Raw genomic sequence first — 26,811 nt, forward strand, 5'->3', positions numbered from 1 at the left:
TCTCCTTGATTTGCGACTATGGCACCTGCCTGATTTTGCCGGTCTGGGTTGCCACTGTCGTCTTTGTATACCTTTTCTCCCGGGGCATAACTGGAACGGTCGCACACTTAACTTACGGAATTTGCTTGTCCAGAATTTCAATTGCGCACTTAAACTTTAGTTTTTGCTGTGGCATTTATGCAGCATCGGGCTAAACCCGCGCGCATGTTTGATCGCCCTACCATAATCGACGAAGGCTTCGCCAAGCGCGTGCTCTCCGGTGACTTGCCAGCGTCGCGCAGCAACCAGAATTTCCACGTTCCGCCCGCCCACCAATTGGTCGATATTTTCGACAGCCAGATCATGTCGAGACATCTCGATCTCTGGGCCCGGCGATCGAAGGGAAAGACCTTTTATTCCATCGGCAGTTCGGGCCACGAAGGCACCGCGGCAATGGCCGCGACCACGCGTGAGACCGATATGGCCTTCCTGCACTATCGCGATGCGGCTTTCCTGATTCAGCGCAAGAAACAGGCAGGCGGACTGACGCCGCTTTACGATATGGCGCTTAGCTTTGCCGCTTCGGCGGAGGATCCGATCTCTGGTGGGCGCCACAAGGTGCTTGGTTGTGCGCAGACCTTTGTCCCGCCGCAGACCAGCACCATCGCCTCGCATTTGCCAAAGGCCGTGGGCGCTGCGCACAGCATCGGCATGGCGCAACGCCTGAAACTGGATGATGCGGTGCTGCCGCACGATGCGGTTATCCTGTGCTCGTTTGGCGACGCGTCGGCCAACCATTCGACGTCGCAGGGTGCAATTAACTCGGCTTGCTGGGCGGCTTACCAGCACCTGCCCATGCCGTTGATCTTCCTGTGCGAGGATAATGGCATCGGCATTTCGGTGCGCACGCCAGGTGGTTGGGTAGAGGCGAATTTCGCCCACCGCCCAGCGCTGCACTATATCCAGTGCGACGGGGTCGACATGCTCGATGCGATGCGCGGTTGTGAAGAAGCCGTTACCTATGCGCGTAGTCGTCGCAAACCGGTATTCCTGCACATGCGCACCGTGCGTCTGATGGGCCATGCGGGCGCGGATGTGGAAGCCAGCTATTCTGCGCTCGAGGCGATCGAAGCCAATGAGGCACAGGATCCGTTGCTTCATAGCGCGCGCATCCTGTTGCAGCATGGCGGGTTGTCGCGTGAAGAGATTGTCGGGCGTTACGAAGATATGCGCCAGCGGGTGGAGCGCGTGGCTTCCGAAGCGCTTACCAAGCCCCGGCTTTCGACCAACACCGAAATCATGGCACCCATCACGCCAAAGGTCGGGGCAAAAGCCTCGCCACCGCTTCCGTCAAGCACGGCGCGAGACGAGCTTTTCGCAAAGGATGCACGCAATCTTGCCAAGCCTGTTACCTTGGCGAAGTCGATCAATTTTGCGCTCGCCGACCTGATGCAGCGTTATCCAAATATTTCGCTGTTCGGCGAAGATGTCGCCCGCAAGGGCGGCGTTTACGGCGTGACGCAGGGCTTGCAGGAAAAATTTGGTGCCGCGCGCGTGTTTGACACGCTTCTCGACGAACAGACCATCCTCGGCCTTGCAATCGGCTTGGGTCACAATGGCTTTGTACCGATCCCCGAAATCCAGTTCCTCGCTTATCTGCACAATGCCGAGGACCAGATTCGGGGCGAAGCGGCGACGCTGAGCTTTTTCTCCAACCAGCAATATCGCAACCCGATGGTCGTGCGCATTGCCGGCTTGCCCTACCAGAAAGGCTTTGGCGGGCATTTCCACAACGACAACAGCCTTGCCGTGCTGACCGATATTCCGGGTATCATTGTCGCGGTTCCCAGTTGTGCGGCCGACGCACCGGCGATGCTGCGCGAATGTGTGCAGCTGGCGCATGAAGATGGCCGGGTTATCATTTTTGTTGAACCGATTGCGCTTTACCACACCACCGATCTTGCCGAGGCGGGTGATGGTGGCTGGACCGCGAATTATGTCGCACCCGCTGAGGCAAAACCGATAGCGCTGGGCGAACTTGGTGTGCATGGTGCGGGCAAGGATTTGGCGATCGTCACTTACGGCAATGGCTATTTCCTCTCACGTCAGGCGGAGCCCGAATTGCGCGCCAAGGGCATCGACCTGCGCATTATTGACCTGCGCTGGCTCCATCCGCTGAACGAAGCCGGGATTGTAGAGGCCGTGTCATCGGCGAAGAAAATCCTTGTTGTTGATGAATGCCGCCGCGCTGGCAGCCCGTCGGAGAAACTGGTGACGATCCTTGCCGAAGCGGGAAGAGGGAATGATACCAGCCGCCTCACCGCCGATGATTGCTTTATTGCCTTGGGCCCGGCGGCGGAACTGACGCTGCCCAGCAAGGCGTCGATTATTGAGGCGGCATTGAAGGCAGCAGGGAAATGAAGGAAAAAATCCTCGTCGTCTGCCCCGGCCGCGGAACCTATAACGCAACCGAACTTGGCTATCTGAAGCGCTACCATGGCGGTGGTGGTGCGCAGGTGGCGCGGCTCGATTCCTATCGCGCGGGACTTGGCCAGCCGACGATTTCGGCACTAGACGGCGCCGAGAAATACAGCACGTCGCTGCACATGCCCGGCGATAATGCATCGCTGCTGATCTACGCATGTGCGCTTGCCGACTTTGCCGCCATCGATCGCGATCGTTTTGATGTGGTCGCGGTCACCGGCAACTCGATGGGCTGGTATCTTGCCCTTGCTTGCGCGGGCGTCGTTGATTTCGATGCCGGCGCGCAGCTCGTCAACACCATGGGCGGCCTGATGCATGAAAAGGGGCAGGGCGGGCAGGTTGTCTGGTCAATGTCTGATGCCGACTGGCACATCGACCCTGTAAAGGTGGCAGAAGTTGAGGCCGTTCTTGCTGAAGCTTCGCGTGATGGGCGTGCGGTGCATGTCTCGATCCGGCTGGGCGCGATGGTCGTTTTTGCCGCTGACGATGACGGCATGAAATGGTTGATGGAACGGCTTCCAAAGGATGACCGCTTCCCGATGAAGCTCAACTATCACGCCGCTTTCCACTCGCCTTTGCTCGACCATATTGTGCCACTCGCTCATGCAGCGAACCCGGTTGCGGATTTTGGCGAAGGCATGATTCCGGCGATAGACGGAACCGGGCGGGTTTGGAGCCCCAAGGGTTTCGACGCCGAGGGGATCTACGACTACACACTCGGCACACAGATCAACCGGACCTATGATTTCACCCGTGCAGTGCAGGTCGCTGCGCGCGAATTTTGCCCGGATCGCATCGCTGTCCTCGGCCCCGGTACCACTTTGGGTGCGCCAGTGGCACAGGCCTTGATCGCATGCGGCTGGCGTGGATTGAAGGGCAAAGCCGATTTCCAGCAACGGCAGGTTGCCGATCCCATACTGGTTTCGATGGGAATGGCGGAGCAGCGCGGGGTTATCACTGGCTAAGGCGTTCGTTACATACGAATAAACGACCTCTTCCCCTCCTAGCCATTTGACATCGCTGCTATATGGTTGTCGATGGCGCGCGATTTGGCGCGCTTGAGAGGACATTTTTTATGAGCCAGCATAGCGAGACCCTGCTGCTGTTCGGCGCGACGGGGGATTTGTCGCGGCGAATGCTGCTGCCTTCGCTCTATGCCTTGCATTCGGATGAGTTGATTGCACCCAATCTGCGCATCTTCGGCACTGCCCGCAGCGAGCATGACGACGAGAGTTTCCGTAACTTTGCCAAAGAGGCCTTGTGCGAATTCCTGCCCGATGATCGCAAGGACGAAGGCAAGATCGACGCTTTCCTGACACGGCTGCACTATCAGGCGCTTGATGCTTCGAAGCCGGAGGGCTTCAAGGCATTGGCCGACAAGATCGGCGATATTTCGGGCGGGCTTTCAATTTTCCTTTCAACCGCGCCTTTCCTGTTTGAACCCACGATCAAGGGGCTGCACGCTGCCGGGTTGGCCGGGGATAATGTCCGCATCGGCCTTGAAAAGCCCCTGGGCAACGATCTTGAATCGAGCCGCTCGATCAACGATGCCGTGAACGCGGTGTTCCCCGAAAGCCGAACTTTCCGGATCGATCATTATCTGGGCAAGGAAACGGTCCAGAACCTGATGGCACTGCGTTTTGGCAACATGCTGTTCGAGCCGCTGTGGAATGCCAATGCGATCGAACATGTACAGATCACCGTCAGTGAAACCGTCGGTCTTGAAGGGCGTGCCGGCTTTTATGACGATACCGGTGCGCTGCGCGACATGGTGCAAAACCATATGCTGCAACTCGTCGCGCTTACCGCAATGGAGCCGCCCGCCAATCTCGATTCCACCGCTATTCGTGATGAAAAGGTCAAGGTTCTTCGGGCCTTGCGGGGAGTCCATGATGGCGATGTGGTGACCGGCCAATATGGCAATGGCGCCGTCAAAGGTGCGCCGGTGGAAAGTTATGACAGCGACCTGGGCAAGCCTTCGGACACGGAGACCTTCGTCGCGATCAAGGCCTATGTCGACAATTGGCGCTGGCAGGGTGTTCCCTTTTACCTGCGCACTGGAAAGCGGCTAGCCGAACGGCGCAGCGAAATCGTGATCCAGTTCAAGCCGGTACCGCACAATATTTTCCGCGATCGCGGAGGACGGCTTGAGGCGAACAAACTGGTGATCCGCTTGCAACCCGAAGAATATGTCCGCCTGCTTGTCATGGCGAAGGAACCGGGGCTTGACCGGGGCGGGGTTACCTTGCGCGAAGTACCGCTCGACCTTTCATTGACCACCGCTTTCGCAGGGTCACGCCGCCGCATCGCCTATGAACGGCTGCTGCTCGACCTGATCGAGGGCGACCAGACCCTGTTCGTGCGCCGCGACGAAGTGGAGGCGCAATGGAAATGGATCGATGCCATCCGCAAATTGTGGGGCGAAACGGGCCTGAAGCCCAAAAATTACGGCGCGGGAAGCTGGGGGCCGAGTGCCGCCATTGCGCTTGCCGAACGCGATGGAGTGAGCTGGCATGAATAAGCTCAACCCGGTCGTTGAGGCCGTTACCAACCGGATTATCGAAAGGTCGAAACCGGGGCGCACCGCCTATCTGGACTTGATTGCGCGCGCGCGCGATGCAGGGGTGAACCGGCCGACATTGTCGTGCGGAAACCTGGCACATGGCTTTGCGGCGAGCGGCGATGACAAGGCCGCCATTCGCGGCGGCAAGGCGATGAACATCGGGATTATCACCGCCTATAACGACATGCTTTCGGCGCATCAGCCTTATGGTCGTTACCCCGAACAGATCAAAATGTGGGCACGCGAAAAGGGCGCGACCGCACAGGTAGCTGGCGGTGTACCCGCGATGTGCGATGGGGTGACGCAAGGCCAGCTTTCGATGGAATTGTCGCTGTTCAGCCGCGACAATATCGCCATGGGCGCGGCAATCGGGCTTAGCCACGGCATGTTCGAAGGCGCGCTGCTGCTGGGCCTGTGCGACAAGATTGTTCCCGGTTTGCTGATCGGCGCTTTGCGCTTTGGCCATCTGCCGATGATCCTTATTCCCGCCGGACCGATGCCATCGGGCCTAGCCAATAAGGAAAAACAGCGCGTCCGCCAGCTTTATGCCGAGGGTAAGGTCGGGCGCGAAGAGCTGCTCGAGGCAGAAGCGGCATCCTATCATGGCGCGGGTACCTGCACCTTTTACGGCACTGCAAATTCGAACCAGATGATGATGGAGATGATGGGGCTTCACATGCCAGGCTCCAGCTTCTGCAATCCCGGTACCAAGCTGCGACAGGAATTGACCCGCGCGGCAACGCACCGGATTACCGAAATTGGTTGGGAAGGCAGCGACTATCGACCCTTTGGCCATTGCGTCGATGAAAAGGCGATTGTGAACGCTGTGGTCGGGCTGCTGGCAACGGGTGGTTCCACCAACCATGTGCTGCACTTGCCCGCAATCGCGCGCGCGGCGGGAATCATCATCGATTGGCAGGATATGGACGAGCTGTCGTCGGTTGTGCCGCTGATCGCCCGGGTCTATCCCAATGGTGCCGGCGACGTGAATTATTTCGCGGCAGCAGGCGGCATGCCATTCGTGATCCGTGAGTTGGTCGAATCCGGCCTTGCCCATGATGACATCATGACGATTTATGGCGGCGGCCTGAGTGCCGGCGCGCGTGAACCGCGCATGGACGGCGAAGCACTGGTTTGGGATGCCGCGCCTACTGTTTCAGGAGATGACAGCATCCTGCGCGGCGTCGCCGATCCTTTCCGCCCCGATGGCGGAATGCGGCTGGTGCAGGGTAATTTGGGGCGCGGTACCTTCAAGACCAGCGCGGTTGACGAGGAACGCTGGACGATTGAAGCACCCGCGCGTGTTTTCAGCGACCAGAATGAAGTGCTGGCGGCGTTCAAGGCTGGCGAGCTTGACCGTGATGTTGTCGTCGTCGTTCGCTTCCAGGGGCCTGCGGCGAATGGCATGCCCGAATTGCACAAGCTGACGCCGCCGCTCGGCGTTTTGCAGGACAAGGGCTTCAAGGTCGCACTGGTCACCGATGGCCGCATGTCCGGTGCATCGGGCAAGGTTCCCGCTGCGATCCATATCAGCCCCGAAGCCGTTAAAGGCGGTCCGCTTGCGAAGCTGCGCGATGGCGACATCGTTCGCCTGTGCGCGCATCGGGGCAGCCTTGAAGCGCTGGTAGATGCAGGCGAATGGAACGCGCGCGAAGATGCGAAGCAGCCACCTGCCGAAACCGGTGTCGGCCGCGAACTCTTTGCGATCATGCGCCATTTTGCTGATGAAGCGGAAAAAGGCGGATCGGCCATGCTGGCGGAGGCCGGGTTGTGAGCAGGCTGGTCACGGTAGATATTGGCGGCACCCACGCCCGCTTCGCGCTCGCCGAAATCGCAGATGGCAAGGTCGTCACGCTTGGCGAACCCATAACGATGAAAACTGCGGAACATGCGTCGTTCCAGACCGCTTGGGAGGCGTTCGGCGATATGATCGACGAACCGATCCCGCAGGCCGTCGCCATCGCGATTGCGGGGCCGATCAATGCCGAGGTGATCAAATTCACCAACAATCCGTGGATCATCCGGCCGGCGCTGATCAAGGAAAAGCTCAAGGTCGAATCCTATACGCTGGTCAACGATTTTGAAGCCGTCGGCCATGCAGTGGCACAGGCTGGCCCTGAACATTTCGTACATCTGTGTGGCCCTGACCAGCCGCTTGAAGCGACTGGCACGATCAGCATCATCGGCCCGGGTACAGGTCTTGGCGTCGCGCATGTGCTGCGCACAGATGATGGCTATCATGTGCAGGCGACCGAAGGCGGCCATATCGATTTTGCACCACTCGACAGCATTGAGGACGCGATCCTTGCCCGGTTGCGCAAGCGCTATCGCCGAGTCTCGGCGGAGCGGGTGGTTTCTGGGCCGGGCCTTGTCGACATTTATGAAACGCTGGCGAGCATCGAGGGCAGGGCGATCCAGCAACTTGACGACAAGCAGCTATGGTCGCTTGGTACCTCAGGCCAAGACAGCCTTGCAGCGGCAGCTGTCGACCGTTTCTGCCTGTCGCTCGGCAGCATCGCGGGCGATATTGCATTGGCGCAGGGCGGATTTGCCGGCGTGGTGATCGCGGGCGGTTTGGGGCTGCGCATCAAAGATACGCTTTTGCGCTCCGGATTTGCCGAGCGCTTTCGCGCAAAGGGGCGCTTCGAAGGCTTGATGGCCGGATTGCCCGTCAAACTCATCACCCACCCCCAGCCCGGGCTGTTTGGCGCCGCAGCAGCTTTTGCCCGCCAGCACGGATAAGGAAATTCCAATGAAGCCGATTGAAACCATCATGCGCACTGCGCCTGTCATTCCCGTATTGGTGATTGACGATGTGGCCCATGCGAAACCCATTGCCGAGGCGCTGGTCGCAGGCGGGCTCCGCGTCCTTGAAGTCACGCTTCGAACCGAGGCTGGTCTTGATGCAATCCGCGAAATGAAGAAAGTGCCCGGGGCGATTGTCGGCGCTGGAACCGTGGTCGATGTTGCCGGCCTCGAAAGCGCGATCGCTGCCGGAAGCGAATTTATCGTTTCGCCGGGCCTGACCGATAAACTCGGCGCAGCTGCTGTTGCAAAGGGCATCCCATTCCTGCCGGGCGTGGCGAATGCAGGCGATATCATGCGCGGGCTTGACCTTGGCCTTACCCATTTCAAATTTTTCCCTGCAGAAGCCAATGGAGGCTTGCCTGCATTGAAGGCGCTCATCGGGCCGTTCGGGCAATGCAAATTCTGCCCGACTGGCGGCATCAAACTTGAAACTGCCGCCGATTGGCTTGCCGTTCCCGAGATTTTATGTGTTGGCGGAAGCTGGCTTGTTGCTAAAGGAACCCCTGATGTTGCAGCCATAGAGGCTGCGGCACGCGCGGCTGCCGCACTCGCGCGATAATCGAGGAAAAGGAATTATGGCCGAGGAAATCGAGTGGTGGGAATTTGATTCGGCCGAAGAGCTGATTGACGCGGTTGTCGGTGATGTTTCCTTTATCATCGAAAGCGCGCTGGATGCGCGCGGGCAGGCACTGGTGGCTTTTCCCGGCGGAAATACACCTAAGCCGATCCTCGAAAAACTGGCCGCTGCACCGCTGCGCTGGAAAAGCGTAACGATCATCCCGACCGACGACCGTCTGGTTCCCGTCAGCGATCCTTTGTCGAATGTTGCCATGCTGGCAAAGATTTTCCTGCCAAAAGGTGCTCGCGTGCTGCCGCTGAACAGCGAGGCTGCGGACTATAAACTGGCAGGCAGCGCCGCAAATGCGCGGCTGCAAGACCTTCACTGGCCGCCTGATCTGGTGTGGCTGGGTATGGGTGGAGACGGGCATACCGCCTCGATCTTCCCGGGCCCGGACCTTGGTGAAGCATTGAACCCGGCAAAGGGTGTGCACGCGATTGGTGTTCGCCCCGATCCGTTGCCGCCCGAAGCTCCTGTCGATCGTGTAACGCTCACGCTGCCGGCGATCACATCGGCGCGCACCACGATGATCGTCATCAATGGTGCCGATAAGCAGCAGGTGCTTGAGCAAGCGATAGAGGAAGGCGCGAAATCGGCTTATCCGGTGGGTCGCGTTATCGATGCGCTGACCGTTCCAGTCGACATTTACTGCCTGAACGGCTGATTTTTCAGATCCGGCGTAGCGGAGCTTTCGACATCGCAGCCTGGTTGTTCAGTTTGCGAAGGTAAAGCGGCATCGTCTCATCAATGTTGCCGCAGCCAATTTGTTGACGTGCTGCACGCGGATCGACGGGATAGTCGAAAGCAATGCCGCAACGCGATTCGGCAACCCAGGCGACTTTGCCCGTAATCCAGCCCAGATTTTTGAGGTTAATCTCGACGACTTCGCCGCGAGCTGCCTGCAAAGGCGCTTCCGCCATCAGGCCGCCTGAAGAAAGGTTGCGAACGCGAACTTCGCCTTGCGCACCACTGGTAGGGAAACGCAGGACAGCTTTTAAAAACAAGCTGTTGCGATCTTGCGACCGCGGCTTGCCTTGGGCACTGTCCGTTTCAATAAGATCGACCGGCTTGTTCATTGCATCTGTCTAACAGCATGAATTGGCATTTATTGCAGTTGTGATTCTTAACGGCAAATGGTCGCCAATTGGTTAATGCGCTGGTCGTAATTGCAAAGAAAAAGGGCGGAAACCATGTGGTTCCCGCCCCCTTTTTCTACGATGCCCGACCTGGTCAGATCAGGCAAACCGACGATTAGCCGTCGAGTTCGTTGTTCACGTCGTTGAAGGTGTTCGACAGGTTGTTGCCGAGGCTCGACATCGCAGCGATTGCAGCGACGGCGATCAGAGCGGCGATCAGGCCGTATTCGATCGCGGTTGCACCTTCTTCATTCTTGAAAAGCTTTTTGATCATCTTCATGTCAGGTCTCCTGTTCAACTATTCACCCGGGCAGTCAGAAAATATCCAACTGTCCATGAACCGATAAAACAGACTCTCCTACCAAATCGTTAATCTAGCGATTAACCGGCAACGTCCGTGATGTCGTTTGACACGTCGTTCCACATTCCGGTGGTAGAGCCTGCTACATTGCCCAATGCGGCCATCATTGCGATGACGAGCAGGGACAGTATCAGTCCATATTCCACTGCTGTCGCTCCCACTTGGCAGCTTGCGATGCCTCGAACAAATTTCAACATGAGATGGTCCTGTTCATGTCATGGTTACGACACTCGCCTTTTTTCACAGAGCCGTTAACAAAAACTTTCCAACCGCAACGAAATTGAAAAAAAATCCGACAATGTTGATCGTCACAGCAGCAGCACTCATCAGGGCCGACGGGCTGATTTTGCTCCAGAAGCGTCCGGAAGGCCGCGATATGGCGGGCTTGTGGGAGTTTCCCGGAGGCAAGTTGGAGCCTTCAGAACAGGCCGAGGCGGCATTGGCGCGCGAGCTGGATGAAGAGCTTGGGGTTAGCGTTGATCCTCAGAATCTGGCCCCGACTTGCTTTGCAAGCGCCAAGATTCGCGACAAGGATTTGCTTTTGCTGCTGTATTGCTGCCGGGAATGGCAGGGTACGCCGCAGCCGCTTGAAGGGCAGGAGCTTGATTGGTTTGCGGTAAAAGACATGTACCGCTTGCCGATGCCTCCCGCCGATCTTCCGCTTATTGACCTGCTGGAACGAATTTTGCGCGACTAAAGCTTGCCGGATTTATCGAGCAAAGCCGCCAACGACACCTTTCCACTGCCCCGTGGAGCCGCTTTTGGTTGGTCGGGCGAGGGTGCCCAACCGCTGAGGTGAAGGAATTCGAAGCGCTCGCTCACCTTGCCCTCGACATCCATCAGGCTGCCCCACGCTGCGTCGAGCTGCTGAACATAGCCCCGGCCCAGATATGCGCGCGGCCCGGCAAGGCAATTGCCGATTCCCGCGTCGCGCAAGTCATTGACCAGTCGCCGCCAATCCGAATAGCGCACATCAGCGCCCACTTTGTCCGCCACTTGCATCGCAAACCCAGCTCTCGCCAGCAGGTCGGCGGCAGAGCGCAGCTCGACCTGCGGGTGGATGTGCGGCATTGCCCTTGCCCCATCGGCCAGCATCATGGCCTTTTTCAAACTGGCAAGCGTGCCGGCACCGAACATCGCACCAAGGAAAAGGCCATCCGGACGCAAGGCGCGGCGGATCTGGACCAGCGCGCCTGGCAGGTCGTTGACGCTGTCGAGGGTACCGGCTGATAGTATCAGGTCAAAATCACCCTGCTCGACTTCGAGGCGGTCTTCATCGGCGAGTGGCAGGCAGGTGATATCGGCCGCTTTGGCACCAATGATCATATCGGCCTGGCTGGTGAGCGGCCCGATCAGAAGGCATTTTTCAAAGTTGCGGGTGGTGCACGACAGGCGATCGGCAAGATCCTCGGCCAATATGTTCCAAAGGAAGTGATTGCCGACATCCCTAGCCATCGCGCGAAAACGCAGCGCGTGACGCCTCTTGTTGTCAAAGATTTGGGGCGGGGCTGCCTGTTTCATGCGGGCGCTTGTGCCGTGCGCCTTTATATCCGACAAGCATGTTATGCAGGCCATGGCTGTTCCGTTGAAATTTCTGGTCGATTTCGCGTTGCCACCGCGCTGCCCGGCTTGCGGCGTGATCACGCCCGAGCAGAACCAGTTTTGTGCAGAATGCTGGCAAAAACTGCAGCTTTTGTCCGAACCGGCCTGCGCCACTTGCGATTTGCCGCTGCCTTACGCCGCTGCTGATGGTACGCAATGTGCGGCCTGCCTCAATAGCCCGCCGCGCCATGCGGGCGTCAAAGCCGTGGCGGCTTATGGCGATGTCACGCGCGAAATAGCACTGAAGCTGAAACATGGCGGAAAAATCGGCCTAGCGCGGATGATAGCGCGAATGCTGCAGCGATATGCACGCGCGATTCCCGATGATGCGATCATCACCCCGGTTCCGCTGCACTGGACGCGCTTGTGGAGCCGGCGGTACAACCAATCTGCGCTGATTTCTGCAGAACTCGCGCGCAATTCCGGCCACCAACATATGCCCGACCTGTTGCAGCGCACCCGACGGACCCGGCCGCTGGGCGGCCTTTCCGCGCGCGAACGTGCGGCAATGGTCAAAGGCGCATTCCAGATACGGGCCGCGTGCAAGAATTTGGTCAAAGGCAGGGCGATTGTGCTGGTGGATGATGTTTACACCAGCGGCGCCACGACCGACGCCTGCGTGAATATCTTGCGCAAGGCAGGAGCAACCAGCGTTACGATTTTCTGCTGGGCCCGGGTTTTGCCCGATGCACTCGAACACTCACTTGACTAGAGCCGGGCATATTCCCATCTGTAGGGCATGACAGCCACTGTTGAAATCTTCACCAAATTTGCATGCCCCTTTTGCTATCGTGCAAAGGCGCTGCTCGATTCAAAAGGCGTCAGCTACACCGAAAAGGATGCGACTGGCGGCCCGGCGCGCGATGACATGCTCGCACGCTCCAATGGTCGCACCACGGTGCCGCAAATTTTCATCGACGGGCACCATGTCGGCGGTTGCGATGACCTGATGGCGCTTGAATCGGCCGGCAAGCTGGATCCGATGCTGGCGGGAAACTGACCCGATGATTGCATATGATCTGATCTGCAAGGCTGGATCGCACCGGTTTGAAGGCTGGTTTGGATCTTCTGCCGATTTTGACATGCAACGGCTGGGCGGTCTGCTTTCCTGCCCGGTATGCGGCGATCCATCGGTCGAAAAAGCGGTAATGGCCCCCAATGTTGGCCGCAAGGGCAACCAGGCCCCCGCATTGCCCGGCAAAAACGAAACAGACGAAGCGGTCGCGGTTGCCAATATGCCCGCAATGCCCGCAGAAATGGTCGAAATGATCGGCAAGCTTGCTGAAATGCAGGAAAAAATGCTCGAAAAGTCCGATTGGGTAGGTGATCGTTTTGCCGATGAGGCGAGGGCAATCCATTATGGTGACGCGCCCGACCGCATCATCCATGGCAGTGCGACAATAGAAGATGCCCGCGACCTGCACGAAGAAGGCATTTCCGTCGCGCCTCTGCCACTGCCTTTTGTGCCGCCCGACGCCAAAAATTGACGCTATCGGCCCCTGCCGCTAAGGCCAAACCAACGCGCCCGTAGCTCAGCAGGATAGAGCATCAGATTCCTAATCTGGGGGCCACAGGTTCGAATCCTGTCGGGCGCACCAATAAAAAAGCCCGCCACGGCTGGGCCGGGCGGGCTTTTTATCGGAAAGTTTGAAAGCTTACTTGGTCGCTTCCTTGGCAGCGTCACCAGCAGCCTTTGCGGCATCGCCAGCAGCTGCAGCAGCGTCACCAGCGGCTTCCTTGGCCTCAGCGCCTGCTTCAGCAGCTGCGTCGCCAGCAGCATCTGCTGCACCTTCGGCAGCATCAACAGCTTCCTCGGCAGCAGCATCAACTGCTTCGCCGGTTGCTTCAACTGCTTCGCCGGTTTCTTCAGCAGCCTTGTCGGCTTCCTGGGTGCCGCAGGCAGCAAGCGGGGCGAGCAAAATCGCAGCGACCGCTACTTTCGTGAATTTTTTCATGCAATCTTCCTCCCCGGATGGATTCCGGAAAGGACAAGCTATGCAGCAGGGTCAGGTGATGCAAGCGGAATTAGCCAACATCACCTAATTGCACGATATTACAGACAGGCCTCGAGATAAGGCTGGTCGAAACCGAATTGGCGCGCCTTTTCGAGTGTATAGGGGCGCACGCTGCCCGATACGAATTCGCCGATGATTTTGCCGTCGGCATCTTCGTCGCGATATTCGAACTTGAACAGGTCCTGCGTCACGATGACGTCGCCTTCCATCCCGATCACCTCCGTAATCTGGGTGGTACGGCGCGAGCCGTCGCGCAAGCGCTTTACCTGGACGATCAGATCGACCGAGTCGGCAATCTGTTTCGAAATTGCTTCTTTCGGAATCTTGATGTCGCCCATCAGGATCATGTTTTCCATACGGCCAAGGCATTCGCGCGGGCTGTTGGAGTGGAGCGTACACATCGAGCCATCGTGACCAGTGTTCATCGCGGCGAGAAGGTCGAAGCATTCGGCGCCACGAATTTCGCCCAGGATGATGCGGTCAGGGCGCATACGCAGGGCGTTTTTCACAAGGTCACCAATGGTAATCGCGCCTTCGCCCTCGAGGTTTGGCGGGCGGGTTTCGAGCGGTAACCAGTGCGGCTGCTGCAAGCGAAGTTCCGCTGCGTCCTCGATGGTTAGTACGCGTTCGCCGGGATCGATCATTTTCGACAAGGCGTTGAGCATTGTCGTTTTACCCGAACCGGTACCGCCCGAGATGACGATGTTCATGCGGCTGGCGCCGGCAATTTTCAGAACTGTCGCCATCTGTTCGCTCATCGATCCAAAGCCCTTGAGCATGTCGATGGTAATCGGTTTCTCGGAGAATTTACGGATCGAGATCGCGGTGCCACGCAGCGAAAGCGGCGGCACAATCACGTTCACACGGCTGCCGTCCTTGAGGCGGGCGTCGGCGAGTGGCGTGGTCTGGTCAACGCGGCGGCCGACCTGGTTGACGATGCGCTGGGCAATCTGGAACAGATGCTCTTCATCGCGGAACTGGATTCCCGAAAGCTGCAACTTGCCCTTTTTTTCGACATAGGTCTGGAACGGCCCATTGACCATGATGTCGGAAATATCGGGATCGTTCAGCAATTCTTCGAGCGGACCAAAGCCGAGCAGTTCGTCAACGAGCACCTTTTCGAGTGCAAATTGCTCACGCCGGTTGAGGGTCAGTTTCAGCTCGGCAAGCACTTCCAGGATGATCGGCCGGAATTCCTCGGTCAGTTCTTCCTTGTTAAGTGTGGCAGCGGCTTCAGGGTCAACGCGCTCGAGTAGGCGCGGAAGCACCTGTTCCTTGATCTTGTGAACCGAAGCTTCGAAGCCCTCGTTGCTTGCGTTGGCTTCGCTCGGCCCTGCAGCACGTTCGGCCAATCGCATCATCGCTTCGGCGGATGCGCTGCTCGGCGCCAGCTCCAGCGATTCGATCGGCGGGAATTGTTCTCCACCTGGCGGCGGCACTTGGGCTGGTACCTGTTCGGGTCGATAGGCAGCCGGTGCGGCTGTGGGTGCAGCAGGTGCAGGAGTAGCTCCACCAGACATGGGACGCGCGACACCAAAAGCGGGCCGGCTGCTGTTCAATCCCGGTCGTTTGCCAAATGCGCTCACTGGAACCCCATATGCTGTTGCAAAATCTGTAGGGACTGGGTGCTATCCGGAAATGGTGAATAAATGGGTAATGAAGCGTACAAGTTTGTCTGCCCGGCGGTGAAACTATCGCTTTTTTGTTACAATCCGAAACGCTAGGGCAGGGTTGCGAGCCATTCGGCCCGCTTTTCCCTGTCCTATAGGTAAGCGATGCGATCATCCTCAGGTTTCACAATGGCGCTGGCGGGTTTCGCGCTGCTGACCTGTGGAGATGCAATCATCAAATCGATGGCGGGCATGTGGCCTGCACCGGCGATTGCCGCGCTGCGATTTTCGATCGCGGTTCCGCTGCTGGCCAGCTTTGTGGCTGCGACCCAGGGCGGACAGGCGCTGCGCGTTGCAAAGCCATGGGTACAGTTCGGGCGAGGATTTTCGGTCGCCACATCTTCGGTCGTTTTCTTTTTCAGCCTGTTCCTGATGCCATTGGCAGAAGCCACGGCGATCGTTTTCGTTAGCCCGGTAATTACTGCCTTGCTGTCTGCGGTTGTCTTGCGAGAGCATCTGCAACGCGCCTCGTGGCTTGCAACGTTGGTCGCCTTGGCCGGAGTGGCGATGGTGTTGCGTCCCAATCTGGCGGAACTGGGTTTGGTTGCACTGTTGCCGCTGATTGCGGCGGTGTCTTTTTCAGCAATGATGATTTTCAATCGCCTTGCTGCCGGCACCGGATCGCCGATGGCGTTGCAATGGATATTGGCGGCCACGGCTGCTCCGATTCTTTTGCTGGTCACGTTTGCCGGCCATATGTCAGGGATCGAGCAGTTGAGTGTTGGTTGGCCGCATTGGTCGGTCATTCTGCGGTGCACGATCGTCGCGATAACGGCGACCATGGCGCACCGGTTGATCTACCTCGGCACCACGCGCGGTACTGCTGCCGATGCGGCACAAGCCGTATATATCCAGCTTCCGGTCGCATTGCTCATCGATGCACTGGTGTTCCAGCATTTTCCAGATGCGCTTGCTTTGGGTGGGGCTGCGTTGATCGTGTGCGCCGGCCTTATCATGTGGCGCAATCAGCGTGCCGCCTGAAACCGTGCGCGGCGACCATAGTCGCCAGCCGCAAATAACGGTTTGTTAACCACAATTCGCCTAGGCTGAATGCAAGGCAATTCGCCACTGGCGGGATGCAAAGCAAATAGGGTGCCGCACACAAGTTGGTAGCCGGGGCGAGGCGAAGTTTGATGAAACTGATTATCCAGATTCCATGTTTCAACGAGGCTGAGAGCCTGCCTTCGACCCTGCTGGCAATTCCGCGACAAATTCCGGGCATCGATAAGGTTGAATTGCTGGTCATCGACGATGGCAGCAGCGATGGAACAGCTGAAGTTGCGCGCCGCTGGGGCGTCCACCACGTTGTGCGCCATGCGACCAACCGCGGGCTTGCGGCCGCATTCATGACTGGGCTGGATGCGTGCCTAGCTGCGGGCGCGGACATAATCGTCAATACTGATGCCGATGGCCAATATGATGGCGGCGCTATTCCAGCATTGGTCTTGCCCGTTTTAGAGGGCAAAGCTGATATCGTAGTTGGGGACCGCGGGGTCGCCAGCAACCAGTATTTCGGCCCGATCAAACGTCGACTTCAGCGGCTTGGTACCGCTGTGGTGCGCTATCTGTCGCGCACAGATATCAATGATGCCGTAAGCGGGTTTCGCGCGATCAGCCGCGAGGCTGCGCAACGGATCAACATCACCACAGAGTTCAGCTACACAACCGATATGCTTATCCAGGCTGGCCGCAAGCGGATGAAAGTGGTCAGCGTTCCTGTAGGTACCAACCGCACCGAACGCCCTTCGCGGTTGTTCAAATCAATTCCACAATTCATTTCGCGACAGATGGTGACGATTGCGCGGGCGTATACAACTTACAACCCGTTGCGGGCTTTTGTGAGTGTGGGGCTGGCGCTCGCGGTTATTGGTGCGATGCCGGTCTTACGCTTTCTTTGGTTCTGGGCCAATGGGGACGGCAACGGACACTTGCAGTCGCTTGTGCTGGGCGGTTCGCTGGTTACTTTGGGTGTAATTACCAGCCTGATGGGCGTTCTAGCCGATCTTATTGGCGCCAATCGCAAACTTCTGGAAACCTCGCTGAAGCGGATGCGGAACCTCGAAGACGAGCTTGTAGCAGTGCGGAAACGACTGGAAAATGGCGATAGCGCCGTCACCGAATTACCGCGAAAGCGACGCGCTTAACTGCGCGGCGTTGGCAGGGGCAAAGTAATGACCCTTTCAAAGGTCGCTGCTGAAAAGCACGGTTGGTCAATCGCAGCCGTTGCGCTGGCGATTGTCATCGGCATGCAGTTTCCCCTGATCTGGCAGCGTTCGATCCATTGGGATGAATTTTTCCATTATAGCCAACTGCACCAGCTGGCCAATGGTACGCTTACAAGACCGTTGCAGACGCTACACACGCGGATGTTCGGCTGGGTACTCGACATTCCGGGAAATGGAATTGACCATACGATCATCATCCGTTTTGCAATGTTCGGATTTGAATTGCTGGCGGCGGCATCAATTGCCGGAATTGCCGCGCGATTTACCGACCGGGTAACCGGGTTGATTTGTGCCGCCGCCTATATTTCGGGCGGCTTTGTCTTCCAGCACGGCTTTTCATTTCGCGCCGATCCGATGGCCGCGGGCTTGCTGATGGCTAGTCTTTGGTTGCTTTTGAGCAGCCGGATGCGCTGGCCAGCGATTTTTGCGGTCGGGCTGATGCTCGGTACTTCGGCGATGATCACGATCAAGATCATCCTCTTCGCCCCCGCGTTTGCCGGCGTAGCATGGTTGCGGTGGAAGGAAGAGGGCAAATCCCTGCAGTGGATATACCGTCTGGCAGGTGCCGGATTGGTAACTGTCGCCACATTCGCCTTGCTGTATTTCTTCCATTCCTCCGGACTGGGTGTGAATAGCGATGCTGCTGCACGAACGGTGATCAGCACATCGGCCGAGAAGATGTTCATCCTCGGCATACCGCCTTATCTGATCTACGCGCTAAAACAGGTTCTGCTGGCGCCTGTGCTGGCGGCGGTGATTGTCATTTTTCCGGGTTCGCTGCTGCGATCGTCTTTTTCGCTCGATCAGCGCATTGCCTTGGCGGGATTGTTCGCGCCGCTGTTCACACTTTTCTTCTACCATAATACGGCGCCCTATTATTACGCCTTCATGCTGCCGCCCGTCGTTGCCGCGTGCAGCATCGTTATCGCCGATTTGCGCCGTAAGTTTGGAACATGGCTTGTGGCCGGATTGTTCGCGGTCACGGCTCTGATGCTGTGGAGCAAGGAGAGTGCCGAGCCGATCCGCAATCAGCGCACCTTGATGGCGGCTGCCGAAAAGATGTTCCCGCAAAAGGTGGCTTATATTGATTTTTGCGCCTTTCTTGGAGAATTTCCCAAAGCCAATAATTTCATGACGCCGTGGGGCATCGAATTATACAAGGCTGGCATTGTGCCGGATATCCGCACGCTGCTCGCCACTAAGGTGGTTCCTCTGGTGATGGACAATGATCCGATGTTCACCCGGCTTTTGACAACTGACGAACCTGCACTGGAATTCAAACCCGAAGATGCCGCTGCAATGCGTGCAACCTACATCCACCTTTGGGGGCCGTACTGGATTGCAGGCGGCAAATTTGCGGGTGGAAGCAAAGTCGATGCTTTCGAAATCCGCGTGCCGGGGCCTTATACGGTCAAGGATTCAGAGCTTGTCATCGATGGCAAAACATATGCTGCCGGTGATGTCGTGCAACTCGACCGTGGCACATATCAGGTATCGACCATAGAGAGAGATGCCCGCTTGGTCTGGGGTGATAATATCAAGGTACCTGACCAACCCGCGCCGACCGAGAGTTTCTGGACGCCATTTTGATCATGTTCGATTTTCTGCCAGTTGCTCGAATTGGATCGGCCGTTACGTGGTTCCGATCGAAAATCGCCAAATGGCGGACGCCCATCGGCCTGTCGGCGCTGGTCTTTGTGCTGTGCGGCACGGTCTGGTCATTTGCGCAGCTCAACATCGCGATTACCGATCTCGATCTTCGCTATTGGTTGATCCTTGCAGTGGTGATTTCACCCCTAAGCCTTGCTTATGGTGCGGTGGGTATGCTGCTCGCTGGGCGAAGTGCGGGAACCTCAATGTCTTTTGGCACGGCTTGGAAAATCAACAATTACGCCCAACTGGCCGAAGCACTTCCATTGCCCGGTGGTGCCATCGTCCGCACTGCCGGTTTGGTTCAGGCGGGTGTGAATACCGGAAGAAGCGCGGCTTTGGTACTGGCAGGTGCCGGTCTCTGGATTGCGCTAGCGGCCTCGGGTGCGGGGCTTGAACTCGCTATGCGCGATCATCCCGCGGGCGCGGTGATCGCTGTCACAGGTATGTTTGCCTCATTGGCAAGTGTCGGTTGGTTGTGGCGCATGGCAGGGCCGGTGAATACCGGATTGACGTTAATGCACCGCTTGTTCGGGTTGGTTCTGACCACGATCAGATTGCAATGTGCCTTTGCCGTTGTAGCTGTATCGTTAGGGCTGCTTGATGCTTTGCCTTTTGCTTTTGCAATGATTGCAGGCTCTGCCGCATCGATTGCACCGGCAGGTTTGGGTATCAGCGAAGGCTTGGCCGCGCTGGTCGCTCCGCAAATGGCGATGGCACCTGCGGCTGCATTCCTTGCGGTAGCCGTTAACCGCCTGACGGGTATCGCCGTGTCGGCGGCGCTGACCTTGCCTGATCATTTTGAGAAACCCCGACACAATGGGGCCAAGGCGTGAATAAACATCTGGTATTCATCGCGTCGGGCGGACGAACGGGAACCAAGTTCCTGGGAGACATGCTTTCGAGCCTGATTGACGATTGCTGGTCCGAACATGAAGTCGATATGTTCGACGGGTTCAACCGCTTGAGTGTGCAGCGAATCCGCGATTTCGGGCTGTGGCACATGATTGTCGGCCGCAGTCTTGGCCTTACCGGCTTACGCGGCGCAGGCACGCGGTATCTTGCCGGTGAACAATCGCTTGAACAATGCGCTGCACAAATGCGGCGTGAACGCGAAGCCTATCATCAGCGGCTTGGCGCAAATCTTGTAATCGAAAGCTATTGGCGCTGGTGGATGTTCGCCGGTGACATCCAAGCCATATTCCCCGGCGCACGCACCGTCGGGGTGGTGCGCGATCCCAGACAATGGATCGGATCATGGTTCGCCCACGAAAAAAGCCGCAGCGGCGTGCACTGGACATATCGCTTGCCGCCTGGCCCATTCACTCCTGGACGTATTGGAGACTGGCAATGGGCCGACCGTTGGAACCAGATGTCACCGGTTGCGCGGCTGGCGTGGGAATGGCGCACGATCAATCAAAGGATTGTTGATGGTGCAGTGCGCGATGGAAACTGCAAGTTGTTTCGGTTCGAAGACATTTTCGTGGATAAGTCGGCCGCGATGGCAGAGTTGGTCGAGTTCGTCAGTGTATTTCCCGAACGTCGGTACGATGTTGGCGACTTAACGGATTTCACGCGGAACCGGCGTAACCAAAGCGCGGCCAATGGCTCTGAATGGCAGAATTGGTCCCGTTCCGACAAAGAAGCCGTCGATGAACTGTGCGGGGATTTGATGGACCATTTCGGCTATCCGCGTTTGCTGGCTTCGCATGGATAACCTTCCGCCATCAATCCTTTTCATCACGCGCAAATGGCCGCCGGCAATGGGTGGGATGGAGACCTATTGCTGGGAATTGGCGCAGCGCCTTGGCCGGTTTGGGCGGCTGGCCATTATCGCACTACCGGGCCGCAAAGGCGGCGCGGTTCCGACTTTGCCGGCCATGCTGTGGTTCGGATTTTCTACAGCGGTTCGCATGATTTTCCGCAAACCCACAACTATTACGCATGCCGGTGACCTGGCTATCTGGCCCTTGGCATGGATCGCATCTGTGCGGGGCCGGAAAAGCAAGATCGTGATTTCGCTGCATGGGTCGGATGTCAACTTCGCCAACGGCAGCGGCATCGCATCGCGGCTGTACCGGGCATACATCCGCCTAGGCGCGCATTTGCTCAAAAGGGCAAAGCTGGTGGCCAATTCGGAATGGATCGCCTCATTGGCCCGCGCGCAGGGCTATTCGGATGTAGTCGTCGTTCCTTTAGCGACAACACTTAAGGCGCAATCCGTCCCGACTGGCAATAATGGCGCATTGTTGTTCGCTGGGCGGATTACCCCCAGCAAGGGGCTGGGATTTATCATTCGTGAAGTCCTGCCTCTGCTCGATGAATCGACATGCGTTCGCGTTGCGGGATCGGTATGGGATCAGCAAGAAGCTGAGTTGCTGAAACATCCGCAGGTTGAATATCTGGGCGTTTTGGGATCGGACCAACTCGCCAACGAATATGCGAGGGCCATGTGCGTTCTCGTACCCAGCCAAACGTCGGAAGGCTTTGGGCTTGTGGCTGCTGAAGCAGCAGCTTGTGGCGGGGTGGTGATTGCGTCAGCGCACAGCGGGCTTGCCGAAGTGGTCACACCGGAGCTGGGCTTTTTAGCTCACGCGGGCGACGCAGCAGCCTGGGCAAACCAGATCGGCGCAATTGCAAAGTGGAGCGCGAGTGAGCGAACACGCTTTGTGTCCGCTGCTATGGTTTTCGCGCAGCAAAAATATGATTGGGATCGCGTTGCCGCCGATACTACGGCAGCGTATTTCTGAAATGTTGCGGCGCGTTAGCCCAGCTTTTCAGCCAAAATTGTCAGGCCGCTTTCATTGACCTCGGCAACGCCGCCATCGAGCGTGATGGTTTCGGGCGTAGCACCCTGCGACTTGTAGATCGCCAGTTCGCCGCTGCGCAGCGTCGAGATCATCGGGCTGTGCCCTTCAAGCACGCCGAAATCGCCTTCAGCGCCGGGTACGGTGACCATATAGACCTCTTCCGAGCGGACGAGGCGTTCCGGGGTGACGAGTTCGAAATTCAGTGCCATGTTTTTTCAATCCTTACCCCTCCCGCAAGCGGGAGGGGCTGAGGTAAATCAAGCCGCTTCAGCAGCCAGTTTCTTGCCCTTTTCGACTGCTTCGTCGATGCCGCCAACCATGTAGAAGGCAGCTTCGGGCAGGTGGTCATATTCGCCATCAACGACAGCCTTGAACGACTTCACGGTGTCTTCGATCTGCACGAACTTGCCGGGGATGTTGGTGAAGACCTCGGCAACGTGGAACGGCTGCGACAGGAAGCGCTGGATCTTGCGCGCACGGGCAACGGTGAGCTTATCTTCTTCCGAAAGCTCGTCCATGCCGAGGATCGCGATGATGTCCTGCAGCGACTTGTACTTCTGCAGCGTTTCCTGAACGCGGCGGGCGGTTTCATAATGCTCGTCACCAACGACGGCGGCGGTCAGCACGCGCGAGGTCGAGTCGAGCGGGTCAACTGCCGGATAGATGCCGAGTTCCGAAATCGCACGGTTAAGAACGGTCGTTGCGTCCAAGTGGGCGAACGAAGCCGCAGGTGCAGGGTCGGTAAGGTCGTCCGCGGGAACGTAAATGGCCTGAACCGAGGTGATCGAACCCTTGTTGGTCGAGGTGATGCGTTCTTGCAGCTGGCCCATGTCGGTAGCAAGGGTCGGCTGGTAACCCACGGCCGAAGGAATACGGCCGAGAAGCGCCGACACTTCCGAACCCGCCTGGGTGAAGCGGAAAATGTTGTCGACGAAGAACAGAACGTCCTGGCCTTCCTGGTCGCGGAAATATTCAGCGATGGTGAGGCCCGACAGAGCAACGCGTGCACGCGCACCCGGGGGTTCGTTCATCTGACCGAATACGAGGGCAACCTTCGAACCATCGGGGGTCGGCTTGCCGTCCTTGTCCTTGGCGATAACGCCGGCGTCGAGGAATTCGTGGTAAAGGTCGTTACCTTCGCGGGTACGCTCACCCACGCCGGCGAACACCGAAGTACCACCGTGGCCCTTCGCAATGTTGTTGATAAGTTCCTGAATAAGAACGGTCTTGCCGACGCCTGCGCCGCCGAACAGGCCGATCTTGCCGCCCTTTGCATAAGGCGCGAGCAAGTCGATCACCTTGATGCCGGTGACGAGAATTTCGGTTTCGGTCGACTGGTCGACGAACAGCGGAGCTTCGGCGTGGATCGGCGCCTTGAGGTCGGTATCAACCGGGCCCATTTCGTCGATCGGCTCGCCAACGACGTTGAGAATGCGGCCGAGGGTGCGCGGGCCGACGGGAACCGAGATCTGCGCGCCGGTGTTGGTCACGGGCTGGCCGCGGGTCAGACCGTCGGTCGAGTCCATCGCGATGGTGCGCACGGTGTTTTCACCGAGGTGCTGCGCCACTTCGAGGACGAGGCGGTTGCCATTGTTGTCGGTTTCGAGTGCCGAAAGGATTGCGGGCAGTTCACCGTCGAACGAAACGTCGACGACAGCACCGATGACCTGCGAAACGCGGCCAGTTGCAGCAGCCGATACCTTCTTGGCAGGCGCAGCAGCCTTTTTCGCGGGGGCCTTGGGTGCAGCAGCGGCCTTAGCCGGAGCCTTCGTTGCCGGGGCAGCCTTGGCGGCAGCAGCCTTGGGAGCGGCGGCCTTTGCAGCGGTTTTCTTCGGGGCGGTAGCCATGTTCGTCTTCCTTGCCTTTTCGGATGTCTTAGAGCGCTTCGGCGCCCGAAATGATTTCTACGAGTTCGGTGGTGATCGCAGCCTGACGGGTGCGGTTATACTGGATGGTCAGCTTGTTGATCATGTCGCCAGCGTTGCGCGTGGCGTTGTCCATCGCGGTCATCTTTGAACCTTGCTCCGACGCCGCATTTTCGCGGTTGGCGCGCAACAGCTGCACGGCAACGTTGCGCGGCAGCAGGTCGGCGAGGATTTCTTCCTCATCGGGTTCATATTCAACCGAAGCGCCTACGCCAGCGGGTGCATTGTCATTCGACAGTGCAACCGGCATCAGCTGCAATTCGGTCGGTTCCTGCGTCAGGACGCTCACAAATTTGCTGAAGAACAGGTGCGCGACATCGAATTCGCCGTCTTCGAAGCGCCCGATCAGATCATCGGCCCAGCCCTTGACGGTGTCGTAACCCAGCTTGCCCAAATCGCCCGGTTCAACGCTTTCGACAATGTCGTTCTTGAACTGGCGTGCAAGGCCATCCTTGGCTTTCTTGCCAATGGTGTAGAATTTGACGGTCTTGCCCTGGCCCTTGAGCTCTTCGGCGCGCTTACGGGCGAGGCGGACGATGTTGGTGTTGAACGCACCCGCAAGGCCCTTGTCGCTGGTGGCGACAACGAACAGGTGCACATCATCCTTGCCGGTGCCGGCAAGCAGCTTAGGCGTCTGGTCGCTGACCGTCACCTTCGATGCGATGCTCGAGACGACCTTTTCGATACGCTCGGCATAAGGGCGCGATGCTTCCGCCGCTTCCTGCGCACGGCGCAGTTTCGCGGCGGCGACCATCTTCATCGCCTTGGTGATCTTCTGGGTCGATTTGACCGAGTTGATCCGTATTTTCAGGGCCTTAAGGCTGGCCATGGGCTTTTCCTATCAGGCGAAGGTCTTCACGAATTTGTCGAGAGCGGCAACCAGCGCTTTCTTGCTGTCGTCGCTGAAGTCGCGGCTGTCGCGGATGCCCTTCAGGATATCCGCATGGTTCGCACGCAGGTCGGCGAGCATCGCTTCTTCGAAGCGGGTCACGTCGCTGGTCGGGATGCCATCCAGATAACCGTTGGTGCCTGCGAAGATCGAGCAGGTCTGCTCTTCGAACGGCAGCGGGCTGAACTGCTTTTGCTTCAGCAATTCGGTGAGGCGCGCACCACGGTTCAGAAGCTTCTGCGTCGAAGCGTCGAGGTCCGAACCGAACTGGGCGAAGGCCGCCATTTCGCGATACTGGGCGAGCTCAAGCTTGATCGAACCCGAAACCTTTTTCATCGCCTTGGTCTGTGCGGCCGAACCGACGCGGCTTACCGAGAGACCGACGTTAATAGCCGGGCGGATACCCTGGTAGAAAAGGTCGGTTTCAAGGAAGATCTGGCCGTCGGTGATCGAAATCACGTTGGTCGGAATGTAAGCCGAAACGTCGCCAGCCTGGGTTTCGATGACCGGAAGTGCGGTCAGCGAACCACCGCCATTGGCGTCCGACATTTTCGCAGCGCGCTCGAGAAGACGGCTGTGGAGATAGAAAACGTCGCCGGGATAAGCTTCGCGGCCCGGCGGACGGCGGAGAAGGAGCGACATCTGGCGGTAAGCAACGGCCTGCTTCGAAAGGTCGTCATACACGATAACGGCGTGCATGCCGTTGTCGCGGAAATACTCACCCATGGTCACGCCGGTGTAGGGCGCGAGATACTGCAGCGGAGCGGGCTCCGAAGCGGTTGCGGCGACAACGATCGAATATTCCATCGCGCCATTTTCTTCGAGCGCGCGGACGATCTGCGCGACGGTCGAGCGCTTCTGGCCGACGGCAACGTAGATGCAATACAGCTTCTTCGACTCGTCGTTGCCCTTGTTGACTTCCTTCTGGTTAATGAAGGTGTCGATGGCGACGGCGGTCTTGCCGGTCTGACGGTCACCGATGATCAGCTCGCGCTGGCCGCGACCGACGGGGACGAGCGCGTCGAGCGCCTTGAGGCCGGTCTGAACGGGTTCGTTCACCGACTGGCGCGGGATGATGCCGGGCGCCTTGACTTCAACGCGGGCGCGCTTGGTGGTCTTGAGCGGACCCTTGCCGTCGATCGGATTGCCGAGGCCGTCGACAACGCGGCCGAGCAGTTCCTTGCCGACCGGAACGTCCACGATGGTGCCGGTGCGCTTCACGGTGTCGCCTTCGCGGATTTCCGCGTCCGAACCGAAAATCACGACGCCGACATTGTCCGCTTCGAGGTTGAGCGCCATGCCCTTGATGCCGTTGGCGAATTCGACCATTTCGCCCGCCTGGACGTTGTCGAGACCGTGGATGCGGGCAATACCGTCACCCACCGAAAGCACGGAGCCGACTTCGCTCACCTGCGCTTCGTTGCCGAAATTGGCGATCTGGTCCTTGATGACCTTTGAGATTTCTGCGGCGCGGATATCCATCATTTAGCCTTTCATCGCATTCGCGAGAGTGTTCAAACGGGTCTTGATCGAATTGTCGATCAGGGTGCTGCCGATCTTGACGGTCAGGCCGCCGAGGATCGCAGGATCGATTTTGGCGCTGATCGCGACATCGCGACCGACACGCTCTTTAAGCTTGGCCGACAGGGCCTTCATCTGCGCAGCCGACAGGGCGTGCGCGCTCGTGACCTCTGCAGTGATTTCGCCGCGATGCGCCGATGCGAGCGACGCAAAGGCGCGGGCAACGCTGGCGGTTTCTGCGAGACGGCGATTGTCGGCAAGCACGCCGAGCGTTTTTGCGGTCAGCGCATCGAGCTTCAGCGTCTTGGCAATCGCGGCGACAACCTTTTTGGCTGCATCGCGCGAGATTGAGGCATTGGTCGTGAGCGAGGCAAATTCGCTCGATTCGCTCAGCGCTTTCTGCACCTTTGCAAGGCTGGCTTCGACTGCGTCGATTGCCTTTGCCTCGCGCGCCAGATCGAACAAAGCGGTAGCATACCGCCCTGCAAGGCTGGCTTGCACATTAGCCTGATTGCCGCCGGAGTTATCCACGCGTTTTAGTGTCCCTGTACAGA

28 protein-coding genes and 1 tRNA gene are annotated in these 26,811 nt (G+C 58.2%); 18 read left to right on the top strand and 11 right to left on the bottom strand.

Annotated features, from left to right (window positions below; translation table 11 throughout):
- Positions 1-177 precede the first annotated feature (177 nt).
- The 7 genes from ACFSAG_RS12270 (at position 178) to pgl (ending at position 9,117) form a co-directional block, all read left to right on the top strand.
- Entirely contained in the window at positions 178-2,400 is a 2,223-nt protein-coding gene (locus ACFSAG_RS12270; RefSeq protein WP_381515191.1) for a thiamine pyrophosphate-dependent enzyme, read from the top strand.
- Positions 2,397-3,428, top strand: a complete 1,032-nt coding sequence (locus tag ACFSAG_RS12275) for an ACP S-malonyltransferase (RefSeq protein WP_381515194.1) — start codon at positions 2,397-2,399, stop codon at positions 3,426-3,428. Before ACFSAG_RS12270 ends, ACFSAG_RS12275 begins: the two co-directional genes overlap by 4 nt.
- A gap of 110 nt (positions 3,429-3,538) precedes the next feature.
- Positions 3,539-4,984, top strand: coding sequence for a glucose-6-phosphate dehydrogenase (gene zwf, locus ACFSAG_RS12280; protein ID WP_381515197.1), 1,446 nt, complete (start codon positions 3,539-3,541; stop codon positions 4,982-4,984).
- Positions 4,977-6,800 carry a phosphogluconate dehydratase gene (edd, locus tag ACFSAG_RS12285; protein WP_381515199.1) on the top strand — a complete coding sequence of 608 codons (1,824 nt, stop codon included), beginning with the start codon at positions 4,977-4,979 and terminating at the stop codon, positions 6,798-6,800. The genes zwf and edd overlap by 8 nt, the downstream gene beginning before the upstream one ends.
- Positions 6,797-7,768 (top strand): glucokinase, encoded by a 972-nt coding sequence (gene glk, locus ACFSAG_RS12290; protein ID WP_381515202.1) that lies wholly within the window; start codon positions 6,797-6,799, stop codon positions 7,766-7,768. The genes edd and glk overlap by 4 nt, the downstream gene beginning before the upstream one ends.
- Before the next feature lie 10 nt (positions 7,769-7,778).
- Positions 7,779-8,393 carry a bifunctional 4-hydroxy-2-oxoglutarate aldolase/2-dehydro-3-deoxy-phosphogluconate aldolase gene (gene eda, locus ACFSAG_RS12295; RefSeq protein WP_374613548.1) on the top strand — a complete coding sequence of 205 codons (615 nt, stop codon included), beginning with the start codon at positions 7,779-7,781 and terminating at the stop codon, positions 8,391-8,393.
- A gap of 16 nt (positions 8,394-8,409) precedes the next feature.
- On the top strand, positions 8,410-9,117 hold the full coding sequence (pgl, locus tag ACFSAG_RS12300; RefSeq protein ID WP_381515205.1) for a 6-phosphogluconolactonase: 708 nt from the start codon (positions 8,410-8,412) through the stop codon (positions 9,115-9,117).
- A 4-nt stretch (positions 9,118-9,121) separates the two neighbouring features.
- Here the strand turns inward: pgl and ACFSAG_RS12305 are convergent, their stop codons facing one another.
- The 3 genes from ACFSAG_RS12305 to ACFSAG_RS12315 form a co-directional block, all read right to left on the bottom strand.
- Complete coding sequence (locus ACFSAG_RS12305; protein WP_374613552.1) at positions 9,122-9,529, bottom strand: PilZ domain-containing protein; 408 nt, start codon at positions 9,527-9,529, stop codon at positions 9,122-9,124.
- Between the two features lie 175 nt (positions 9,530-9,704).
- Positions 9,705-9,869 (bottom strand): Flp family type IVb pilin, encoded by a 165-nt coding sequence (locus tag ACFSAG_RS12310; protein ID WP_374540294.1) that lies wholly within the window; start codon positions 9,867-9,869, stop codon positions 9,705-9,707.
- A 101-nt stretch (positions 9,870-9,970) separates the two neighbouring features.
- Positions 9,971-10,147, bottom strand: coding sequence for a Flp family type IVb pilin (locus ACFSAG_RS12315; protein WP_374613553.1), 177 nt, complete (start codon positions 10,145-10,147; stop codon positions 9,971-9,973).
- Positions 10,148-10,248: 101 nt separating this feature from the next.
- On the opposite strand from ACFSAG_RS12315, the gene ACFSAG_RS12320 reads away from it, so the two are divergent.
- Complete coding sequence (locus ACFSAG_RS12320; protein ID WP_381515337.1) at positions 10,249-10,647, top strand: (deoxy)nucleoside triphosphate pyrophosphohydrolase; 399 nt, start codon at positions 10,249-10,251, stop codon at positions 10,645-10,647.
- Here the strand turns inward: ACFSAG_RS12320 and ACFSAG_RS12325 are convergent.
- The gene (locus tag ACFSAG_RS12325) at positions 10,644-11,405 is read right to left on the bottom strand and encodes a class I SAM-dependent methyltransferase (RefSeq protein WP_381515210.1); all 762 of its coding nucleotides are present in this window, start codon (positions 11,403-11,405) and stop codon (positions 10,644-10,646) included. The genes ACFSAG_RS12320 and ACFSAG_RS12325 overlap by 4 nt on opposite strands.
- A gap of 109 nt (positions 11,406-11,514) precedes the next feature.
- Between ACFSAG_RS12325 and ACFSAG_RS12330 the strand changes: the two genes are divergently transcribed.
- The 4 genes from ACFSAG_RS12330 to ACFSAG_RS12345 all read left to right on the top strand — a co-directional run bounded on the left by ACFSAG_RS12330 (position 11,515) and on the right by ACFSAG_RS12345 (position 13,150).
- Positions 11,515-12,264: a double zinc ribbon domain-containing protein gene (locus tag ACFSAG_RS12330; RefSeq protein WP_381515213.1), complete on the top strand. Its 750-nt coding sequence runs from the start codon at positions 11,515-11,517 to the stop codon at positions 12,262-12,264.
- A 27-nt stretch (positions 12,265-12,291) separates the two neighbouring features.
- Entirely contained in the window at positions 12,292-12,552 is a 261-nt protein-coding gene (gene grxC / locus ACFSAG_RS12335) for a glutaredoxin 3 (RefSeq protein ID WP_374613558.1), read from the top strand.
- A 4-nt stretch (positions 12,553-12,556) separates the two neighbouring features.
- Positions 12,557-13,039, top strand: coding sequence for a DUF1178 family protein (locus ACFSAG_RS12340; RefSeq protein WP_374613560.1), 483 nt, complete (start codon positions 12,557-12,559; stop codon positions 13,037-13,039).
- 34 nt (positions 13,040-13,073) lie between these two features.
- Positions 13,074-13,150: transfer RNA gene (locus ACFSAG_RS12345), tRNA-Arg, on the top strand.
- A 57-nt stretch (positions 13,151-13,207) separates the two neighbouring features.
- Here ACFSAG_RS12345 and ACFSAG_RS12350 read toward each other — a convergent pair.
- Entirely contained in the window at positions 13,208-13,507 is a 300-nt protein-coding gene (locus ACFSAG_RS12350) for a hypothetical protein (protein WP_381515217.1), read from the bottom strand.
- Between the two features lie 98 nt (positions 13,508-13,605).
- Complete coding sequence (locus ACFSAG_RS12355) at positions 13,606-15,153, bottom strand: CpaF family protein (protein WP_374613563.1); 1,548 nt, start codon at positions 15,151-15,153, stop codon at positions 13,606-13,608.
- 189 nt (positions 15,154-15,342) lie between these two features.
- On the opposite strand from ACFSAG_RS12355, the gene ACFSAG_RS12360 reads away from it, so the two are divergent.
- From ACFSAG_RS12360 to ACFSAG_RS12385, 6 genes are all read left to right on the top strand, one after another.
- Entirely contained in the window at positions 15,343-16,218 is an 876-nt protein-coding gene (locus ACFSAG_RS12360; RefSeq protein WP_381515220.1) for a DMT family transporter, read from the top strand.
- Between the two features lie 152 nt (positions 16,219-16,370).
- The gene (locus ACFSAG_RS12365) at positions 16,371-17,381 is read left to right on the top strand and encodes a glycosyltransferase family 2 protein (protein WP_381515222.1); all 1,011 of its coding nucleotides are present in this window, start codon (positions 16,371-16,373) and stop codon (positions 17,379-17,381) included.
- A gap of 27 nt (positions 17,382-17,408) precedes the next feature.
- Entirely contained in the window at positions 17,409-19,052 is a 1,644-nt protein-coding gene (locus ACFSAG_RS12370) for a hypothetical protein (protein ID WP_381515225.1), read from the top strand.
- Positions 19,053-19,054: 2 nt separating this feature from the next.
- A complete protein-coding gene (locus tag ACFSAG_RS12375) occupies positions 19,055-19,948 on the top strand; it encodes a hypothetical protein (protein ID WP_381515228.1) in 894 nt (297 codons plus the stop codon).
- Entirely contained in the window at positions 19,945-20,829 is an 885-nt protein-coding gene (locus ACFSAG_RS12380) for a sulfotransferase (protein ID WP_381515231.1), read from the top strand. Before ACFSAG_RS12375 ends, ACFSAG_RS12380 begins: the two co-directional genes overlap by 4 nt.
- On the top strand, positions 20,822-21,862 hold the full coding sequence (locus ACFSAG_RS12385) for a glycosyltransferase family 4 protein (protein WP_381515234.1): 1,041 nt from the start codon (positions 20,822-20,824) through the stop codon (positions 21,860-21,862). The genes ACFSAG_RS12380 and ACFSAG_RS12385 overlap by 8 nt, the downstream gene beginning before the upstream one ends.
- A 14-nt stretch (positions 21,863-21,876) precedes the next feature.
- On the opposite strand, the gene ACFSAG_RS12390 is transcribed toward ACFSAG_RS12385, so the two are convergent.
- The 5 genes from ACFSAG_RS12390 to ACFSAG_RS12410 are packed head-to-tail and all read right to left on the bottom strand — an operon-like array spanning position 21,877 to position 26,788.
- Positions 21,877-22,131 carry an ATP synthase F1 subunit epsilon gene (locus ACFSAG_RS12390; protein WP_381515237.1) on the bottom strand — a complete coding sequence of 85 codons (255 nt, stop codon included), beginning with the start codon at positions 22,129-22,131 and terminating at the stop codon, positions 21,877-21,879.
- 48 nt (positions 22,132-22,179) lie between these two features.
- Positions 22,180-23,769, bottom strand: coding sequence for a F0F1 ATP synthase subunit beta (atpD, locus tag ACFSAG_RS12395; protein WP_374613577.1), 1,590 nt, complete (start codon positions 23,767-23,769; stop codon positions 22,180-22,182).
- A gap of 28 nt (positions 23,770-23,797) precedes the next feature.
- The gene (locus ACFSAG_RS12400; protein ID WP_374613579.1) at positions 23,798-24,676 is read right to left on the bottom strand and encodes a F0F1 ATP synthase subunit gamma; all 879 of its coding nucleotides are present in this window, start codon (positions 24,674-24,676) and stop codon (positions 23,798-23,800) included.
- 12 nt (positions 24,677-24,688) lie between these two features.
- Positions 24,689-26,218 carry a F0F1 ATP synthase subunit alpha gene (gene atpA / locus ACFSAG_RS12405; protein ID WP_381515340.1) on the bottom strand — a complete coding sequence of 510 codons (1,530 nt, stop codon included), beginning with the start codon at positions 26,216-26,218 and terminating at the stop codon, positions 24,689-24,691.
- A 3-nt stretch (positions 26,219-26,221) separates the two neighbouring features.
- Positions 26,222-26,788, bottom strand: coding sequence for a F0F1 ATP synthase subunit delta (locus ACFSAG_RS12410; protein WP_374613581.1), 567 nt, complete (start codon positions 26,786-26,788; stop codon positions 26,222-26,224).
- Between the last annotated feature and the right edge of the window lie 23 nt (positions 26,789-26,811).

The organism is Sphingorhabdus buctiana, from assembly GCF_042680825.1.
Classification (GTDB): Bacteria; Pseudomonadota; Alphaproteobacteria; order Sphingomonadales; family Sphingomonadaceae; genus Sphingorhabdus_B; species Sphingorhabdus_B buctiana.